Annotated in this window: 14 protein-coding genes; 5 read left to right on the top strand and 9 right to left on the bottom strand. The window is 66.8% G+C overall.

All coding sequences use genetic code 11. The features are described 5' to 3' along the window. Positions 1–32: 32 nt before the first annotated feature. From J2X52_RS05010 to J2X52_RS05000, 3 genes are all read left to right on the top strand, one after another. Complete coding sequence (locus J2X52_RS05010; protein ID WP_310149625.1) at positions 33–1,874, top strand: copper resistance system multicopper oxidase; 1,842 nt, start codon at positions 33–35, stop codon at positions 1,872–1,874. Between the two features lie 425 nt (positions 1,875–2,299). Then, positions 2,300–3,097 (top strand): copper resistance protein B, encoded by a 798-nt coding sequence (locus J2X52_RS05005; protein WP_310149622.1) that lies wholly within the window; start codon positions 2,300–2,302, stop codon positions 3,095–3,097. 966 nt (positions 3,098–4,063) lie between these two features. Then, entirely contained in the window at positions 4,064–5,299 is a 1,236-nt protein-coding gene (locus J2X52_RS05000) for an MFS transporter (protein WP_310149619.1), read from the top strand. Positions 5,300–5,418: 119 nt separating this feature from the next. Here the strand turns inward: J2X52_RS05000 and J2X52_RS04995 are convergent, their stop codons facing one another. The 5 genes from J2X52_RS04995 to lexA form a co-directional block, all read right to left on the bottom strand. Beyond that, positions 5,419–6,180 carry a class I SAM-dependent methyltransferase gene (locus J2X52_RS04995; protein ID WP_310149613.1) on the bottom strand — a complete coding sequence of 254 codons (762 nt, stop codon included), beginning with the start codon at positions 6,178–6,180 and terminating at the stop codon, positions 5,419–5,421. A gap of 79 nt (positions 6,181–6,259) precedes the next feature. Next, positions 6,260–9,511 carry an error-prone DNA polymerase gene (locus tag J2X52_RS04990; RefSeq protein ID WP_310149608.1) on the bottom strand — a complete coding sequence of 1,084 codons (3,252 nt, stop codon included), beginning with the start codon at positions 9,509–9,511 and terminating at the stop codon, positions 6,260–6,262. Next, positions 9,508–10,929, bottom strand: coding sequence for a DNA polymerase Y family protein (locus tag J2X52_RS04985; protein ID WP_310149604.1), 1,422 nt, complete (start codon positions 10,927–10,929; stop codon positions 9,508–9,510). The genes J2X52_RS04990 and J2X52_RS04985 overlap by 4 nt, the downstream gene beginning before the upstream one ends. An 11-nt stretch (positions 10,930–10,940) precedes the next feature. Next, positions 10,941–11,558, bottom strand: coding sequence for a translesion DNA synthesis-associated protein ImuA (gene imuA / locus J2X52_RS04980; protein WP_310149601.1), 618 nt, complete (start codon positions 11,556–11,558; stop codon positions 10,941–10,943). A 1-nt stretch (position 11,559) separates the two neighbouring features. After that, complete coding sequence (gene lexA / locus J2X52_RS04975; RefSeq protein WP_310149599.1) at positions 11,560–12,159, bottom strand: transcriptional repressor LexA; 600 nt, start codon at positions 12,157–12,159, stop codon at positions 11,560–11,562. A gap of 247 nt (positions 12,160–12,406) precedes the next feature. On the opposite strand from lexA, the gene J2X52_RS04970 reads away from it, so the two are divergent. Beyond that, positions 12,407–12,757, top strand: coding sequence for a hypothetical protein (locus J2X52_RS04970; RefSeq protein ID WP_310149595.1), 351 nt, complete (start codon positions 12,407–12,409; stop codon positions 12,755–12,757). A 12-nt stretch (positions 12,758–12,769) separates the two neighbouring features. Here J2X52_RS04970 and J2X52_RS04965 read toward each other — a convergent pair whose 3' ends face one another. Beyond that, positions 12,770–13,174 (bottom strand): hypothetical protein, encoded by a 405-nt coding sequence (locus J2X52_RS04965; RefSeq protein ID WP_310149593.1) that lies wholly within the window; start codon positions 13,172–13,174, stop codon positions 12,770–12,772. A 124-nt stretch (positions 13,175–13,298) separates the two neighbouring features. Further along, entirely contained in the window at positions 13,299–14,669 is a 1,371-nt protein-coding gene (locus J2X52_RS04960; protein WP_310149591.1) for a replication-associated recombination protein A, read from the bottom strand. Positions 14,670–14,709: 40 nt separating this feature from the next. Here J2X52_RS04960 and J2X52_RS04955 point away from each other — a divergent pair, with 40 nt between their 5' ends. Then, a complete protein-coding gene (locus J2X52_RS04955; RefSeq protein ID WP_310149589.1) occupies positions 14,710–15,570 on the top strand; it encodes a calcium-binding protein in 861 nt (286 codons plus the stop codon). Positions 15,571–15,681: 111 nt separating this feature from the next. On the opposite strand, the gene lolA is transcribed toward J2X52_RS04955, so the two are convergent. Together lolA and J2X52_RS04945 are read right to left on the bottom strand one after the other, a co-directional pair. Continuing rightward, positions 15,682–16,314 (bottom strand): outer membrane lipoprotein chaperone LolA, encoded by a 633-nt coding sequence (gene lolA, locus J2X52_RS04950; RefSeq protein ID WP_310149587.1) that lies wholly within the window; start codon positions 16,312–16,314, stop codon positions 15,682–15,684. Positions 16,315–16,452: 138 nt separating this feature from the next. Further along, the gene (locus J2X52_RS04945) at positions 16,453–18,834 is read right to left on the bottom strand and encodes a DNA translocase FtsK 4TM domain-containing protein (protein WP_310149584.1); all 2,382 of its coding nucleotides are present in this window, start codon (positions 18,832–18,834) and stop codon (positions 16,453–16,455) included. Between the last annotated feature and the right edge of the window lie 45 nt (positions 18,835–18,879).

The following is an 18,879-nucleotide window of genomic DNA, read 5'->3' as shown; positions in this document are numbered from 1 at the left end:
CCCCGCGACCCGACATCCGATCTGGAGCAGACATGACATTCCGAATTCCCGCGGACGGTGGCGTTGCGCCGTCGCGCCGACGTTTCGTGCAGGGCCTGGCGCTGGGCGGCATCGCCGCCGCAGGTGCCGGCCTGTGGCCACGCGCCAGCTGGGCGCTGCAGTCGCCGACGAGCCGCGTGCTCGCCGGCACCGATTTCGACCTCGTCGTCGGCGAGACCCTCGTCAACTTCACCGGCCGCACGCGCCCAGCGGCCACGATCAACGGATCGCTGCCGGCACCGATCCTGCGCTGGCGCGAAGGCACCACGGTCGATCTGCGCGTGCGCAACGCATTGCCGGCCGGTTCGATCTACGGCGACATGACCTCGATCCACTGCCACGGCATCCTGCTGCCTTCGAACATGGATGGCGTGCCGGGCCTGAGTTTCGATGGCATCCACCGCGGCGAGACCTTCCAGTACCGCTTCGACGTGCGCCAGGGCGGCACCTACTGGTATCACAGCCATTCCGGCTTCCAGGAACAGGCCGGCATGTACGGCGCGCTGATCATCGACCCGATCGAGCCGGAGCCGTTCGCGTTCGACCGCGACTACGTCGTGCTGTTGACCGACTGGACCGACCTGCCGCCGCAGGTATTGTTCGCGCGGCTCAAGAAAATGGCCGAGCACGACAACTACTACAAGCGCACGCTCGGCGACTTCGTCCGCGACGCGCGCGAAGACGGCCTGCGGGCAACGCTGGCCGAGCGCCGTGGTTGGGGCCAAATGCGCATGACGCCGACCGACATTTCCGACGTCAACGCGCACACCTACACCTATCTGATGAACGGCACGACCTCGCCGGGCAACTGGACGGCGCTATTCCGCAGCGGTGAAAAGATCCGCCTGCGCTTCATCAACGGCTCGGCGATGACGTACTTCGATGTGCGCATTCCGGGCTTGAAGATGACGGTGGTCGCAGCCGACGGCCAGTACGTGCATCCGGTCAGCGTCGACGAGTTCCGAATCGCGGTGGCCGAAACCTTCGACGTGATCGTCGAGCCGTCCGGCCAGGACGCCTACACGATCTTCGCCCAGGACATGGGGCGCACCGGGTTCGTCAGCGGCACGCTCGCCGTGCGCGAAGGTCTGCGTGCGCCGGTGCCGGATGTGGACGCGCGACCGATCCTGACCATGGACGATATGGGCCACGGCGGGATGCATGATGGTGGTCATGCCGGGCACGGCGCGGGGCAGGGGAGTGCGCCCGATCATGCCGCGATGGGGCATGGCATGGACCATTCCGCGATGGATCATGCGTCTATGGACCATGCCGCGATGGGGCTCGGCGAAAATCACGGCGCCAGCGCCATGCAGGCGCATCCCGAAAGCGAGCGGAACAATCCGCTGGTCGACATGCAGACGATGACGCCGACGCACCGGCTCGACGATCCGGGTATCGGCCTGCGCGACAACGGCCGCACCGTGCTGACCTACGGGATGATGCGCAGCCTGTTCGACGATCCGGACGGCCGCGCGCCAGGGCGTGAGATCGAGCTGCACCTGACCGGCCACATGGAAAAGTTCGCGTGGTCGTTCGACGGCATCAAGTTCGCCGACGCCGAGCCCTTGCGGCTCAACTACGGCGAGCGTCTGCGCGTGGTACTGGTCAACGACACGATGATGACGCACCCGATCCATCTGCACGGCATGTGGAGCGATGTCGAAGACGCGCAGGGCAACTTCCAGCTGCGCAAACACACCGTGGACATGCCGCCGGGCTCAAAACGCAGCTACCGCGTGCGCGCCGACGCGCTCGGACGATGGGCCTACCACTGCCATCTGCTGTACCACATGGAAGCGGGCATGTTCCGCGAAGTGCAGGTGGTCGAATGAGCGCCTTGTCGACATTCGCACGCACCGGCGTGCTGGCCGCTGCATTGTGTGCCGCGATCGGCAGCGCGCACGCACAACACAGCGCGCATGGGCATCATGTGCCGACCGCGAAGCCTGCAGAAAAGCCGGCGCAACCGCGCGCGACACCGCCGCGACCTCGCGCTTCGAAGCCTGCGACGGCGCCGGCTGCGGATCCCCATGCGCATCACCGCAGGCCAGCAGAACCGGCGGTGACGCCGCGCCTCGATACAGCCTCGGCGGCCACGCATGAGGCGCATGGCAGCGGGCATGGCGAACCTGCAGGCGCGACGGGCGGGCGTACGGAAGGCTCGCATGCGCAGCATCGCAACCAAGCCGCTGCCGAACCCGACGCCGCGCGGGATCACGCGTCTCATGCAGGGCATCCTGCTTCCGGCAATACGCCTGTGCCGCCCGCAGCCAAGGACGCACACGCACACCATCGAGGTGAACCTTCAAAGCCCGCCGGCGATCTACCAGCCGACCATCCGCCACGAGAACCGCTGCCACCGATCACCGACGCCGATCGCGCCGCTGCGTTCCCCGACCATCTGCACGGCCACGAGATGCACGGCGACGCGATTCGCAGCTTTGTCCGGATCGACCGGCTGGAAGTGTTCGACGGCGACCACGGCAGCGGCCAAGCCTGGGAAGCGGACGCATGGATCGGCGGCGACATCGATCGACTGTGGCTGAAAGCCAGCGGCGAGCGCAGTGCAGGGCGCACCCACGCCGCAGATCTCGATGTGCTCTATGGGCGCAGCATCTCGCCATGGTGGGACGTCGTCGCCGGCGCTCGCCAATCGTTCCGGCCAGGGCCATCGCAGACCTTCGCAGCCATCGGCATCCAGGGCCTCGCGCCGTATATGTTCGAGGTCTCGGCGATGGCGTACGCCGGTGAAGGCGGCCAGGTCATCGGCGAACTCGAACTCGAGTACGAACTGCTGCTGACCAACCGGCTGATCCTGCAGCCCGTGGTCGAACTCGAACTGGCCCGCCGCGACGATCCCACGCGCGGCATCGGCAGTGGTCTCACCAAGGCGGAGGCCGGCTTGCGCCTGCGCTACGAGGTCACCAGCAAGTTCGCCCCGTACATCGGCGTCGTGCACGAACGTGCGTACGGCGACACGCGCGACCTGCGTGACGCGATGGGTGAGGCACCAGACCACACCAAGATCGTGCTCGGGCTGCGGACCTGGTTCTGACTTTGAGGTGGCGCCCGTAGTGGGCGCCACCTAGCGGTCCGGGCCAGTCGGTCCAGTAATTACATAATGTACATTATGCGAAGTTCAATAGATGCCTGTACGGAACCTTGCAACCGTGGGCTTGCCGGCCGATGGTCTGAAAAGAGCTCGTGTCACCCGAGGTCGCCGAGTACCGCCAATGCGGGTATCCGGCACTTCGAAACGTCGGCTCAGCATGAAGCGTATCCGCAGGGCGCTGCCCTGCAGCGTTCAACCGCCCGGTCCGCGCGTGTGATTGCAGTGGGCCGAACGCAGCGAGGCGTCACTCGCCAGAAGTTCGATATTTCGATACCGCCGGCGCGCTGTCGCAGCCTGCGCGACACCACACAGTGCATCGGATTTGGCCGAGCCGTCGACGTTCATCGGCTGGCCGTAGGTCGGAGCAAGACCCCCAGCGGCCGCACTGGCAGTGGGCACAAAATTACGAACTGCTCGACCGTCGACATCGACGTGCGTTGGTGAGTACACGCGATCCTGACGATGGCCCTGCGGGCACCGGTCAGAGTGGTACGAAACCGAGCCCTGCCAGTTGATGCACTTGTAAACGTGCTGAGCGGATGCCGGAATAGGCGCAAGAGCGCATGCGACTATTGCCCAGTATTTCCAATCCATATGCACTAGCTCCATTCCCCGAGGCGGAGCATAGCGGAGAGGACAGCACAGCACGTACGCACACCCTCCCCTAGTAGCCACCGGTCCCGACACCGTAGTCACCCATAGGGCGCAATTTCAGCGTTACGGCGGGTTGAGGCTTCCCGCCCCGGAATTGCGGAAAGATCAATCCCAGTACGGCCCTCGCGGTCTTCGACGTGGACCGCCTAAGCTGCACGCCCCACTACCGCCTCCCGATTCCTGACGCTGCCGACCGGCACGAACGCCCCACAGTTGGGCGACTTTCAGAGCGACTCAGGATCGCCTTCCTCCTCGATGCCGCAACCCGTCCCCAACCCTGATCACGCGTCGGCCGTCGTGCCGGTCGACATCTCCACCCCGCCGCATGGCTTCGCGATCCGCGTCGTCGGCGCCGCGGCGTTCGCGCATCTGCTCAACGATCTGATCCAGGCGATGCTGCCGGCGATCTTCCCGATGCTCAAGGCCGACTTCGACCTGAGCTTCGGACAGATCGGCGTGATCGCGCTGGTCTACCAGATCACCGCATCGCTGCTGCAGCCGTGGATCGGGCTCTATACCGACAAGCGTCCCCTGCCCTGGATGTCGCCGGCCGGCATGGCGGTGACGTTCATCGGCATTGGTGTGCTGGCGATGGCGCACAGCTACGCGATGCTGCTCGTCGCCGCGGCGATTGTCGGCGTGGGGTCGGCGACGTTCCATCCGGAAGCCTCGCGGGTGGCGCGGATGGGTTCGGGTGGGCGTTTCGGCACTGCGCAATCGACGTTCCAGGTCGGCGGCAACACCGGCTCGGCGATCGGGCCGTTGCTGGCCGCAGCGATCGTGATTCCGCACGGCCAGTCGGCCATCGCGTGGTTTCTGCTGGTCGCCGCGCTCGCCGTGTTCGTGCTGCTGCGGCTGACGAAATGGACGGTGCAGCATGGACAGGCGCGCCTGAGCCGGCTGGCGGTCACCCGCGGCACGGGCCTGTCCCGCGGCAAGATCGTGCAGGCGATGACCGTGGTGTCGGTCCTGATGTTCGCGAAGTTCGTCTATATCGCGTCGTTCACCAACTACTTCACCTTCTATCTGATCCAGCGCTTCGGCGTGAGCGTGCAGCAGAGCCAGGTGGTTCTGTTCCTGTTCCTGGGCGCGATCGCGCTCGGCACATTCGCCGGGGGCCCGATCGGCGATCGCATCGGCCGCAAGGCGGTGATCTGGATTTCCTTCCTCGGCGTCGCGCCGTTCGCACTCGCCCTGCCCCACGTCGGTCTGGCGATGACTGCGATCCTCGCGGTGATCATCGGTCTGGTGATGTCGTCGGCATTCGCCGCGCTGGTGGTCTACGCGCAGGAAGCGGTGCCCGGACGCGTGGGCATGGTCTCGGGCGTGATGTTCGGCCTGATGTTCGGTATCGGCGGGATCGGCGCGGCCGGGCTGGGCCAGCTGGCCGACGCGCGCGGCATCGTCTGGGTCTATCAGGTCACGGCATTCCTGCCGCTGCTGGGACTGGCGACCGCCCTGCTTCCGCAAACCACCCGCCGTGCTGCCTGAGTTGCCGGCGGATGGGTCAGCTGTCGCATCGGGCAGCAGGCGTTCCGGCGTCATCAAAAGGTTGCGGATAGCCTCCATCCCCTGCACGCCGGTTGAAACGCGGGCCGAACCAGCTGACGTCAGACAGGCTCTGCCGCGATCACGTAATCGTGACCGGTTCGCAGACCGCCGTCCTCGGCGATGCGCAGATGCGCTTCCATCCGCAGCGTATCGACGTGCGCATGCAGCGCGGCAGCGAGCTGGCGATCCGCCACGCGCTCGAGCACGCGTATGCACATGTCGAGTTGGCCATCGACGAAACGCGTGCCGAACCGGATCGGCATTTGCTCGGCATGCAGGACGCGGAAGCCCGCGCGCTCGATTTGGCGCAGCGTCCAGTCCACTGGAAATTCGCGATACGGTCGATCGCCGGCCAACAGCAGACAGGCGTCGCGCAAGCGGCCGATGCGCGTGACCAGACTGCCGGCTGCATCGAGCGTATCGGGAAGCTGCGGCACATAGGGCGCGAGGCCGACCACGTACAGCCGGCCGTCCGCCGCGACCAGATCGCGCAGGCGCGCGAACAGCTGGTCCTGCCAGTACGGCGCGAAACCTTCGATCGCGCCGAGCAGATAGTCGGCAAGCACGGTGTCGTAGCGCTCGCCCGCGAGCAGCGCGGGATTGAGCCAGTTGCCGACGACCAGACGGTCGGCTTGGCGGCTGCGCGTACCGATTTCGGTGTCCGTCCGGCGCGCCATTGACGCCGAGCCGGTGACCGCGGTCCAGCGTTCGGTGGGCAGTGACAGCAGCCAGCGCATCGAATTGCGGCCGGTCCCGGCGTCGAGCATGGCGCCCCAGGGGCGATCGCCCTGGAGTTCGGCGATCCGGTGATACAGCGACATCGAGATCCTGATAGCTGGCGCGAAAGACGGCCGCGAAAGTTACAACATAACAATCACGGAGCCAATCGCGGATGCGGCCTCAGTGGAAATCCCGCGATGGCAACTGCATGCGACCGAGCATGCCGCTGAGATCCTCGAGATCACCGGCAATCAGGTGCGCGACGCCATCGACGCGTTCCCAGCGCCCGCGCACTGCCAGCAGGCGTGACTCGAGCAACGCACGACGCCGCCGCAACGCGAGGTGCGGCCAGACGATCACGTTGATCATTCCCGTCTCGTCTTCCAGCGTGACGAAGATCGTGCCCTTGGCGGTCGCCGGGCGTTGCCTTTGTGTCACCAGGCCCGCGACATGCACGCCGCTGCCATGCCGGCGCTGTTGCAGATCGCGCAGGCCGATGATCCGGCGCCCGGCCATCTGCGCGCGCAGCAAGGCCATCGGATGCTGGCCGAGCGTGAGACCGGTGCTGCGGTAGTCCGACAGGATCTCCTCGCCTGCCCGCGGCACCGGCAGTTCGACGACATCTTCGTCGGGACTGCCGGGCAACAGCGGCCGTTGCCGCTCGATGCCAGAGACCGCCCAGCGCGCTGCATTACGATGGCCCGCCAGTGATGCCAGCGCACCGGATTCGGCGAGCACGCTGCGCGCCTTTTCGTCGAGGCCGGCGCGCAGGCACAGATCCTGGACGCTGGCGAACGGGCGCCGTGCGCGGGCAGCGACGATGGCCTCCGCCATGTCTTTGGACAATCCCGCAACGAGACGCAGGCCGAGTCGGATGTCGGGCTGCGTGCCGTGATCGATGTCGCTGCGCCACGGACGTCCGCCGACCAGCGTGCAGTCGCGATCGCTGACCATCACATCGACCGGCAACACCTCCACGGGTGCGCGATGCGGACTGCCACGACGGGCGTCCTGCACGATCTGGCTCGGCGAATAGAAGCCCATCGGCTGCGCGTTGAGCAGACCGCAGGCGAACGCCGCCGGTTCATGCCGCTTGAGCCAGCAACTGGCGTAGACCAGCTTCGCGAACGACGCGGCGTGGCTCTGCGGAAATCCGTAGGAACCGAAGCCCTTGATCTGTTCGAAGATCTGCTCGATGAAACCCGGGTCGTAGCCTTTTTTGGTCATCCGCTCGCGCACACGCAGGCGGTGTGGCTCCATGTCGCCGCCGCGTCGCCACGCGGCCATGGAGCGTCGCAGGTTGTCGGCTTCACTGTCGGTGTAGTCGGCGCCCTTGATCAGCAGTTCCATGACCTGTTCCTGGAACAACGGCACGCCGAGTGTGGGTTCCAGGATTTCTGCGACTTCTTCGGAGGGGTACACGATCTCTTCGGGATTCTGACGCCGCCGCAGATAGGGATGCACCATGTTTCCCTGGATCGGCCCTGGTCGCACGATGGCGACTTCGATCACCAGATCGTAGAAGCGCGCAGGTTTCAGCCGCGGCAACATGGCCATCTGCGCGCGCGATTCGATCTGGAAGACGCCGACGGTGTCGGCGATCTGGATCATGTTGTAGGTTTGCGGATCTTCGCTCGGCAACGTCGCAATCTCGAACGTCCGCCCACGTTGTCCGCGTATCAGATCCAGCGTCTTGCGGATGCAGGTCAGCATGCCGAGCGCGAGGCAGTCGACCTTCAGCAGCTGCATCGTCTCCAGATCATCCTTGTCCCACTGGATGATCGTGCGGTTGTCCATCGCCGCGTTTTCGATCGGCACCAGATGCGACAGCGGTTCGTTGGAGATCACGAAACCGCCGACGTGCTGCGACAAATGCCGCGGGTGGTCGCGCAGCATTTCAGTGATGACGAGGATCTTGCCGATCAGCGGATTGTCGAGATCGAACCCGGCCTCGCTGATGCGCTGTTCCATCGGCGTCTCGCCATTGCCCCAGCCGTAGCAGTTGGCCAGCAATGCGATCTGGTCCGGCGGCAGACCGAAGGCCTTGGCGACATCCCGCACCGCGCTCTTGCCACGATAGGCGATGACCGTCGCCGCCAACGCGGCGCGTTCGCGGCCGTATTTGGCGTAGACGTACTGGATGACTTCTTCACGGCGTTCGTGTTCGAAGTCGACGTCGATGTCGGGCGGCTCGTTGCGGTTCTCCGACAGGAAGCGCGCCATCAGCAGACGGGTGTCGTCCGGATTCACCGCAGTGATACCCAGCGCGTAGCAGACCGCGGAATTCGCAGATGATCCTCTGCCTTGGCAAAGAATCTCCTGCCCCCTGGCAAATCCCACGACGTCCGCAACAGTCAGGAAGAAGGCCTCGTACTTCTTCTTCTCGATCAGTGCCAGTTCGAAATCGATCAGCTTGCGGACCTTGTCCGTCGGACCGCCCGGCCAGCGGACGCGGATGCCCTGCTCGGTCAGTTCGCGCAGCCATGTTGTCGGTGTGTGGCCCTCGGGTACCAGTTCGACCGGATAGTCGTAGCGCAGTTCGCGCATACCGAATGTGCAGCGCGCCGCGAGGTCGACAGTGGCCTGCATCAGCGCGGCGCCGTAGATATTGCCGAGCGCGCGCCGCGACCGCAGATGCCGTTCGCCGTTGCGGAACAGGTGTTCGCCGCAGTCGGCGATCGGCGTGGTGTGGCGGATCGCGGTCAGCGTGTCCTGCAGGATGCGCTCGCGCCGCGTCGCCATGTGCACGTCGCCACTGGCCAGGGCCGGAATCCCGAGCGTGCGCGACAGCGCCAGCAGATCGCTGAGACGCTCGGCATCGTCGCGTTCGCGGTGCAGTTCCACGGCCAGGTGCGCGCGCCCGGGAAAGAGGTCGGGCAGCCAGGCGCCCTGCCCCGCTTCGGGCGTCTCACCCGGCAGCCACACGGCGAAAACCCCGGGTGTCTTCCCACGGAATTCGGCTTCGACATCCGCGCGCGACAGCCGGTACTGGCCCTTGGTGCCGGCGCGGCGGCCGCGGGTGATCAGCGCGCACAGTTGCGTGTAACCCGCGCGGGTTTCGACCAGCAGCACGAAACGCGTGTCGTCGAGCAGCCGGAATTCGCTGCCGACGATCAGCTTGAGTCCGGTTTCCTCCGACGCTTCCAGCCCCCGCACGATGCCGGCGAGCGAGCATTCGTCGGTGATCGCGAGCGCGCTGTAGCCGCAGTGCACGGCGCGTGCGAACAGCTGCTCCGCGCTGGACGCGCCGCGCAGAAACGAGAAATCCGACAGGCAATGCAGTTCTGCATACGCCGGCAGATCATCGCTGGTGTCGTGCGCGACATCGTCGTTCGCAGCTGCGCGCAGGCGTCCGGCGACGCGCAGCGCACGTGGCACATGGCTGCCCGGCGTGTCGCGGTCGACGCCATCGATCGCATCGTCCCAGCTCATGCGAACCAGCCGTGCAGCATCCAGCCGTCGAAGCGTCCCGGGGGCACGAAGGCCCAGCCGCGCTGGCCCTCGCGGGTTTCGACCACGTAGTAATCGCGTCGCGCATCGGCGTCGTCCCACCAGCCGCTTTCCAGACGCTCCGGCCCGGACAGGATGCGCAGGCCAGCGTCGTGCAGCGGTACCGGTTGCGGCAGCAGCCAGGCTGGACGCGGCGGACGCATGGGCGCATCCGCAATCGCGTCACCGCCATCGCCGATGCGACGCGCCCATGCGCGCTCCGGACGTGGATCGCCGGCCGGTGTCACGCTATAGACCGCATCGTCGCCAAGCCGCGCGCGCAGGCGTTCGCGCAAATGCGGCCAGTCGAGCGCCTGTTGCGGGCGCGTATCGAACAGATCGCGCGCGGCCGGCACGAACGGCGGCAGTTCGCGTGCGAGCAGGCGCATCGCGACGACCGGCCTGGCGATTTCGGTGCGTTCGAGCCGGTTGCGCGCCAGTTCGAACAGCATCGTTGATGTGCGTTCGGGCGCGAGCAGGCCGACCTCGACGTTGGTACTGCCCGCTTCGTGTTCCAGCCCGATCACGAAACGCTGCACGCCACCGTCGCGCGCAGAGAGATACGTGCACAGGTCGTTGATCAGGCGCCGCAACGGAAACAGCAGCGGCGGATGTGCTTCGACTTCGTAACCCAGCTCGACGCGCATGTCGAAACGGTCCGGCGGCGTGTAGCAGGCGACCGGATCGTCGCTCTCGCCATACAACCTGCGCACGTGCGCCAGCACGTCCGCGCCGAACCGGCGTTGCACGCCCGCGCCCGGCAGTTCACGCAAGGCGCCAAGCGTGCGCACACCCATGCGATACAGGCGCTCACCGGCATCGCCCGGCAATGCGGCGCGGCGCACCGGCGTGCGGTCCAGCAGCGCCGACAGTTCCGCCGCCCCGGTCACCGCGAAGCCATCGCGCAGACCGACCAGCACGCGCGCGGCGGTCGGCGACGGCGCGAGTGCGATGCGATGCGCGAAGCCCAATGCCGAGAGTTCTTCGCGCAGCGTGCGTTCGAACTGCGACCACGGCCCGAACAGGCGGAAGCTCGCCTGCACTTCCAGCACGATCGCGCGTGACCACTGCTGGCTCACCAGCGAGCTGTGGCGATACGCCCAGGCGGCCAGAAAACGATGCGCGGTCGATTCCGCCAGCGGATCGTGCGGTTGCGTGCGCACGTCGGCCAAGAGCGCATGCGCGGCCGACAGACGCATGCCGGCCTTCAGTCCGTGTGCGCCTGCCGCTGCGTTGACGCTGTGCAGCTTGCGCAGCTGCGCGGGCCCTTCGACCAGCGCGAACGGTGCGTCGGGATCGGGCAGACGGCGGAGAACGGCGTCGAGCGCCAGTTGCGGCAGGAGAAGACAGGCCCAGAGCATCGCAGGATCATTCAGCTCGCCAATCGCAGCGGTTGCGACGGCACCTGTCCGCCACGGCATTTGCGCACCTGCCAGGCCTGCACTTCGGGCAGATATTCCAGCCGCAACGCCGCCGGCGATGCATTCGCCGCGTGGCGCCGGTCGCGCAGCGCGAAGGCGTGGCAATCGCCGCTGTCTGCGGCGACCTGGAGACGCCGCATCAACCGCGCATCACCGGTGTCCGGCCAGCCCAGCACCGCGGCGCAGGCACCGCTGCGCAGGCATTGCTCGAACGCCCACAGTGCATCGCCGGGCGATGCCTCGACGACATCCAATGCATCCAGGCGCACGCCCGCCGCCTGCCACGCCGGTGCGTACGGAATGCAGGGCGGCGCAACCAGCACCACGCGGCCACCAGCGGCGGTGATGCGCGACAGCGCCGGAAACAGCAACGAGATTTCGCCGACGCCATCGGCCGGCAGCAGCAGTTCGGTCAATGCGCGCGGCGGCCAGCCGCCGCCCGGCAACGCGGCATCAAGCGCGGCATGCCCGGTCGGCTGGCCGATGTCGGCGCAGCGCGTGCCGCGTCCGGCCGACCACACCGTGCGCGCGGCGAGCAATGCATCCAGCGATTGCAGTGCAGGCGCCATCTCAGCCCTGTCGCACCAGGCCGCAGTACAGGCCTTCGATGGCGAAATCGGCATCGGCGGCGACCATGATCGGCGCATGCGCGGGATTGCGCGGCAACAGGCGCACGCCGCCTTCGCGGTGTTCGAACCGCTTGATGGTGATGGCATCGTCCAGCCGCGCGACGACGGTCTGACCGTCGCGCGCATCGCGGCTGCGGTGCACACCGACGAGATCGCCTTCGAGGATGCCGTCGTCGATCATCGAATCACCCTCGACCCGGAGCAGGTAATCCGGGCGCAGCGAGAACAGGCTGCGGTCCAGCCACAGCACGCGGTCGCTGCCGGTGTCAGGACCGATCGGCACACCCGCGGCCACGCGTCCGAGCACCGGCAATGCGGCCATGCGTTCGCCCTGCCCCGGCAGCCGCAACCCGCGCTTCTGACCGGCCTGCAGTTCCACCAGCCCGGCCGAGACCAGCGCCTGCACATGCTTCTGCGCGGCATTGCGCGACGCGAAGCCAAAGGCCGCAGCAATCTCGGCCAGGCTCGGCGGCGCACCTGCGGCGATGCGTTCGCGCAGGAAGTCGAGGACGGCGGCACGCTGGGGGGACAGATCGCTCATGGTGTACATTTGTACACCTTCGAAACGCGATATGCCATCGGTTCCAGGATCGGCCTTCCACGCCTCACTGCCGCCCTCGCGATGGTGGCGGTGTCGCGCCTGAGCGGTTCATGCAGGCGCCCTTTGCCACGCGATACGCGACCACTAATGGATGCACCGGAAAACGTTTACAGGGTTGTCCCTAGTGGTCCGCCCATCCTCCCGCGCCTAGCATCGAATCCAGTCTGTCCGGACTCTGGAGCGCATCGTGGATCGGCAACGCAACGTGTTCCTGTTCCCCGCCCGCTGGCGGCGTTCGACCTGGCAGGCGACGGCAATCGTGCTGCTGGCCCTGCTGGTCGCGTCCAATGCGGCCTGGCTGCACGCCAGCCGTAGCGACGACGATGCGACGGGGCTCTCGCGTCAGTTCGGCCACCTGCCCTCGCCCGAGCGCGTGATCTACGAATATCCGAAGCCGGCGGTCGTCGCGCCCGCTGCGCAAAAGCTCGTGGCGTATCGGTCGACGCCGCTCCAGGCCGGCGAGCGCTGCGCCGGCGGTCAGGTCATCCGTCGCCTGCCGAACGGTTGGGAAGGCACCAACCGTCCTTGTAATCCCTGATCGCCCGTCGCCTCAGCCGCGTCCGCGGTGATTGCACACCGCCGACACGCGTTCGTTGAGCCGGCGCAGATCGTCATAACGGCGCTGGGTGCCGAGCTTGCGCAGGGCGTTCTCGCGACTGGCGCGTGCGGCCAGACATCGCGCGTGCTGATCGTCGCGTCGAGGCCTTGTCGCACGTACCGGTGTCTGCCGCGTCGATGTGGCCGCACGACGTTGCGTCGGCGGTGTCGCCGGGCGCTGCGTTGCCGTGGTTGCAGGCGCGTCCTGCACCTCGGCCGTCCACGTCCGCAGTGCTTCGCCATCGGTGCAGGGTTGCGATTGATAGCTGTGGCCGCCGCGACCGTCGGCGCATTTGTGCACCGACTGCGCGGCGACCGGCCACGCGACGAACAGCAGCAAAACTGCACAGATCCGCATCGGCATTCCCTCCGTGGAAGAACCGCTTACGACCCTGCGCGCTTGCCCTGGCTTGCACCATCGTGCGAACGCCCACGCGCCTTCGGTCGCGGCCCACAAGGATCGTCAGGAAATCCGCAGATGATCAGTCGCCGCCAACCTCTCGGGCCTTGCGGATCGCCTCGGCGCGCGCGGCGCGCAGCGCGTCGAGCTTGTCCTTGAGCTTGATCTCCATGCCGCGCGCGACCGGCTGGTAGTAGACCCGCTCGCCCATCGCATCCGGGAACGCGGTCTGGTCGAGCGCGATGCCGCCTTCGGCGTCGTGGTCGTACTGGTAGCCGGTGCCGTAGCCGAGTTCCTTCATCAGCTTGGTCGGCGCATTGCGGAAATGCATCGGCACGTCCTGCGTGCCGTACTCGCGTACGTCGCGCTTGGCCTGGTTGAAGGCCATGTAGCCGGCGTTGGATTTCGCGGTGCTGGCCAGATAGATCACCAGCTGCGCGAGCGCGAGTTCGCCCTCGGGACTGCCGAGACGGTCGAAAGTGTCCCAGGCATCGATCGACATCTGCAAGGCGCGCGGATCGGCCAGACCGACGTCTTCCACCGCCATGCGTGTCATGCGCCGGGCGAGGTAACCGGGGTCGCAACCGCCATCGAGCATGCGCGTCAACCAGTACAAGGCGGCATCGGGGTTGGAGCTGCGCACACATTTGTGCAGCGCCGAGATCTGGTCGTAGAACTGCTCGCCGCCCTTGTCGAACCGACGCGTGCGATCCGCCAGCACCTGCTCGATCGTGCTGGCGGTGACTTCGCCGCCCTCGCCCGCCAGCTCGGCGGCGATTTCCAGCAGCGTCAGTGCGCGTCGCACATCGCCATCGGCGGCGACTGCGATCAGCCGCAGCAGATCGTCGGCGATCCGCAGCCCGCGATCGCCGAGACCGCGCTCGACATCGGCCAGCGCACGATGCAGCGATTCGAGGATGTCGTCGGGCGACACCGATTCCATCACGTGCACGCGGCAACGCGACAGCAACGCGGAGTTGAGTTCGAACGACGGGTTTTCTGTGGTCGCGCCGACGAAGACGATCGTGCCGCGCTCGATATGCGGCAGGAACGCGTCCTGCTGGGTCTTGTTGAAGCGGTGCACCTCGTCGACGAACAGCACCGTGCGGCGCCCGCCATCGAAGCGGTGCGCGGCTTCGGCCAGCACCTGGCGCACGTCCGGCAGGCCGGAGAGCACTGCCGAGATCGCCTTGAACTCCGCGTCCGCGTAATGCGCCAGCAGCAGCGCCAGCGTGGTCTTGCCGCAGCCCGGCGGCCCCCACAGCACCATCGAATGGATCTTGCCGGCCTCGACCGCCGTGCGCAGCGCGGTGCCTTCGGTCAGTAACCGGCGTTGCCCGACCATTTCGTCGAGCGTCGCCGGGCGCATGCGTTCGGCCAGCGGACGCATGGCGCTGCGATCGACCTGCAGCAGGTCGCCGCCATCGGCGCGGGTTGGGCGGGAACGGGACACGCGATTAACCTGTCGGCCTGGGCTGCAACGGAGTGCCGGGATGACGATATTGCGACATACGGACGTGATCACAACCGCAAGACACCGACTGACCCGGCTTGCCAGCGGTCTTCTGCTGCTCGCCGCTTCGACCACGGCCGCAGCCGACTGGCGCAGCGATGCGGTAAACACGCTCGTTCGCGAAAGCGGCGCGCATCGACTCGTGGTTTTGGGCGAAATGCACGGCACGCGCGAGATTCCGCTGCTGGCAGGCGATCTGGTGGAGCACTGGAGCGAGGCGGCGCCCGTACTGCTCGCACTGGAAATTCCCACGCGGGAGCATTCGGCGCTGCGCGAAGCGGTCACCGGTGGCGGCACCGACGCGCTGATCGATCGCCTGCGGCAGCGGCCATGGTGGGCGTTGTCGCCCGAACAGAGCGATGGCCGACGCAGCGAAGACGTGCTGTCGCTCGTCCAGCGCATTGGTGCGCTGCGCAGCGCCGGACACGATGTCGCGATCCTGCCGTTCGATCCGCGCAGCAGAGATTGCTATGAACGCGGAAACTGCGAAGCGGTGATGGCCGATATGCTCAGGCGCGCGTACGACGGCTTCCCCGCGGGCCGCATCGTCGTGGTCGTCGGCAATCTCCACGCGATGCGCCAACGCCCGACCGATCCCGCGAGTCCATTCGCGGGCACGACGCCGATGACGGCCCATCTCCACGATCTGGCCCCGGTGTCGATCGACATCACCGCCGAGCGCGGACAGTTCTGGGCCTGCCAGGACATCGACGCATGCGGCACGGTGGACGTCAGCCGGCCACGCCCTGCGGGCCGTCAGCCCGCCGATGCGCCCTACCACTACCGGCTGGTGCTGCCGGCGTTCACGCCGATCCGGCAGGTCGGCGAAATGCATCGCTAGGCGCTCGCACGATCGCATTGCGACGCACGAGGCCTGAAACGCAAACGGCCGCCCGGAGGCGGCCGCTCGATGCGATGCACCGCGAATCCCGCAGCGCGGGACGCGAAAGACTTATTCCTCGCCCACCACATCCACACCCGCCGGCGGCGTGTAGCGGAACGTGTCGGCGGCGAACGTGGGATTGCGCTTCCAGCCGCTGAAACCGATGGTCGTGCGCTGGCCCAGGGTGTCGTGGATCTCCATGCGCGACAGGCTGCCATCACTGCCGAAGCCCAGACGTGCGCGTTCGAACGCCGCGTTCTCGGCGCGCTTGGGGCGCAGCTCGAGCCAGTTCAGACCACCTGCGCTGCCGGCCTCGGCAACACTGAAATCACGATCGAGCTTCGACGGATCGATCAGCGCGGCCAGCGGGCTGTCCTGTTCTTCGCTGCCCTGCGAGCGGCGCGTGACCTGCTCTAGGTCAGGATCAAAAACCCACACCGTGCGGCCATCGGCGACGATCAGCTGCGGATACGGCTTCACGTATTCCCAGCGGAACAGACGCGGCGCCGACAGCGCCAGCGTGCCGCTCGAACTCTCCTTGACCCGGCCGTTGCCATCGGCGACCTGCTGGGTGAACTGGGCCTCGAGGCCCTTGAGGCCCCGCGTGAACTGCTCGAGTTGCGGGCGCGCATCGGCGGCCTGCGCGAGGCCGGCCACCATCAGCACGGCAGCGGCGGCGAACCAGCGGGAATGACGGATCATCGAGCGCATCGAAGCAACCTCAGGGTTCGGTGTGATGTGGAGCGAGTGTGCGAATTCTTCGCTGAATGCGGCGACGACAGTGCCGCATTCCGACGACGCCGTGCATCGACGATTCATCGCACGCCGTTGGCCGAACACTCAGCGCGCAGGCGGCGGCGGTGCCAGCACGCTGCGATCGCCATTGTGCTCGGGCGGCGTCACCACGCCCGCCGCTTCCATCGCCTCGACCAGACGCGCAGCGCGGTTGTAGCCGATTTTCAGCCGGCGCTGCACACCCGAGATCGAGGCGCGACGGGTTTCGGTGACGATCTTCACCGCTTCGTCGTACAGCGGATCACTTTCGTCGCCCCCGCTGCTGCTCGATTCCGGCAGGCCGGTCGCGCCGACGACGGTGCCGTCGCCCATCGTCTGCACCTCGTCGAGCACGCCGGTGATGTAGTCGGCCCGGCCGCTCTGCTTGAGATGTTCGACGACGCGATGCACTTCCTCGTCGGACACGAACGCGCCGTGCACGCGTTCGGGCATCGCCGTACCCGGCGGCAGATACAGCATGTCGCCGTTACCCAGCAGCGTCTCCGCGCCTGACTGGTCGAGGATGGTGCGCGAATCGATCTTGGAACTGACCTGGAACGCGATGCGGGTCGGGATGTTGGCCTTGATCAGACCGGTGATGACATCGACGGAGGGCCGCTGCGTGGCGAGGATCAGGTGGATGCCGGCTGCGCGCGCCTTCTGCGCCAGGCGCGCGATGAGTTCTTCGACCTTCTTGCCGACGATCATCATCATGTCGGCGAATTCGTCGATGAAGATGACGATGTAGGGCAGCGGCTCGAGCAGTTCGGCGACGTCGCTCGATTCGGGATTCGGCCGGAACAGCGGGTCCGACATCGGTTGCCCGGCGTCCTCCGCATCCTTGACCTTCTTGTTGAAGCCGGCGAGGTTGCGCACGCCGACCGCGCTCATCAGCTTGTAGCGGCGCTCCATCTCCGCCACGCACCAGCGCAGGCCGTTCGCGGCCTCCTTCATGTCGGTGACCACAGGCGCCAGCAGATGCGGGATGCCCTCGTAGACGCTGAGTTCCAGCATCTTCGGGTCGATCATCAGCATGCGCAGCTCTTTCGGGCTGGCCTTGAACAGCAGGCTCAACACCATCGAGTTGACCGCAACCGACTTGCCCGAGCCGGTGGTACCCGCGACCAGCAGATGCGGCATGCGCGCGAGATCGGCGACCACGGACTGGCCGCTGATGCCCTTGCCCAGCGCCAGCGTGAGCGGACTCGGCGACTTGTCGTATTCCTTGGAGCGCAGCAGCTCGGAGAGATAGATCATCTCCCGGCGCACATTGGGAATTTCCAGGCCGATCACCGACTTGCCCGGAATGACATCGACCACGCGCACGGCCTTCACCGACAGGCCGCGCGCGATGTCCTTGTCCAGCGAACTGATCTGGCTGACCTTGACGCCCGGCGCGGGTTCCATCTCGAAGCGCGTGATCACCGGCCCTGGCTGGGCTTCCTTGACCACCACGTCGATGCGGAAGTCCTTGAGCTTGAACTCGATCTGCCGCGACAGGGTTTCCAGCGTGTCCTCGTCGTAGCCCTGGGGCTGCGGCTTGGGATCATCCAGCAGCGACAGCGGCGGCAGGTCCGAACCGTTGGCATTGACGCCGTGGAACATCGGGATCTGCTGCTCACGCTTGGCGCGCTCGCTCTTCTCGACCGCCGGCGGCACGACCGGCGCTTCGATCTTCACCGGCGCGCGCTTGGCCCGCAGTTCGGTGTCGACCTTGCGCGCCTCGGTGCGCTCCTCGCGGTGCACGCGGGCTTCCTTCCAGTCGGTGGCCTGCTTGCTGCTGCGGCGGAACAGCACCGGCAACTGCATGACCCAGCCGCCCAGCCGGTCCATCAGCGCAAACCAGGACAGACCCGTCGCCAGCGTCACCGACACCAGGAACAGCGCCACCAGGAACAGACTGCCGCCGACCGGCCCGATCACGCCATAGAGCGAATTGCCGACCAACCGGCCGAGAATGCCGCCCCCGCCGGCCGAGAGGTTCTGCACCGCCGGCACGCGCAGATACAGCAGGCCGGTGGCCGACACAAGAAAGCCGACGATGCCCACCAGACGCAGGGCCGGGCCGAAATCGGCGGTGCCCTCGGGATCGCGTTCGATGCCGAACAGCGCAATCCAGGCGACCGCGCCCAGGATCACCGGCAGCAAATAGGCGACATAGCCGCACAGATGCAGCAGCACGTCGGCAATCCACGCGCCCACCGGGCCGCCGACGTTGTGCAGCGGCGCGGTGACGCTGCCGGCATTGGTCCAGCCCGGATCGGTATGCGAATACGTCACCAGACACGCCAGCAGGTACAGCAGCAGCGGCGCGATCAGGATGAGCGCGATGTCGCGGACCAGCCGCTGGCGACGCGGATTGGGCGCAGCCTTGGCGGACGCCGCGGCTGCGGCATCCTTGGCTGCGCTGCGCGTGCGCTTGGGGCGGTCTGAAAGCGGTCGTGCCACCGTGCGTTTTTACCTGAGAAAGTCGGTACAGGCCTTTGATCTTAC

It is taken from the genome of Luteimonas sp. 3794 (genome assembly GCF_031456825.1).
In the GTDB taxonomy this organism is placed as follows: domain Bacteria; phylum Pseudomonadota; class Gammaproteobacteria; order Xanthomonadales; family Xanthomonadaceae; genus Luteimonas.
Note: the sequence above shows the minus strand (reverse complement) of the source record. Positions and strands in the feature narration are given on the sequence as shown.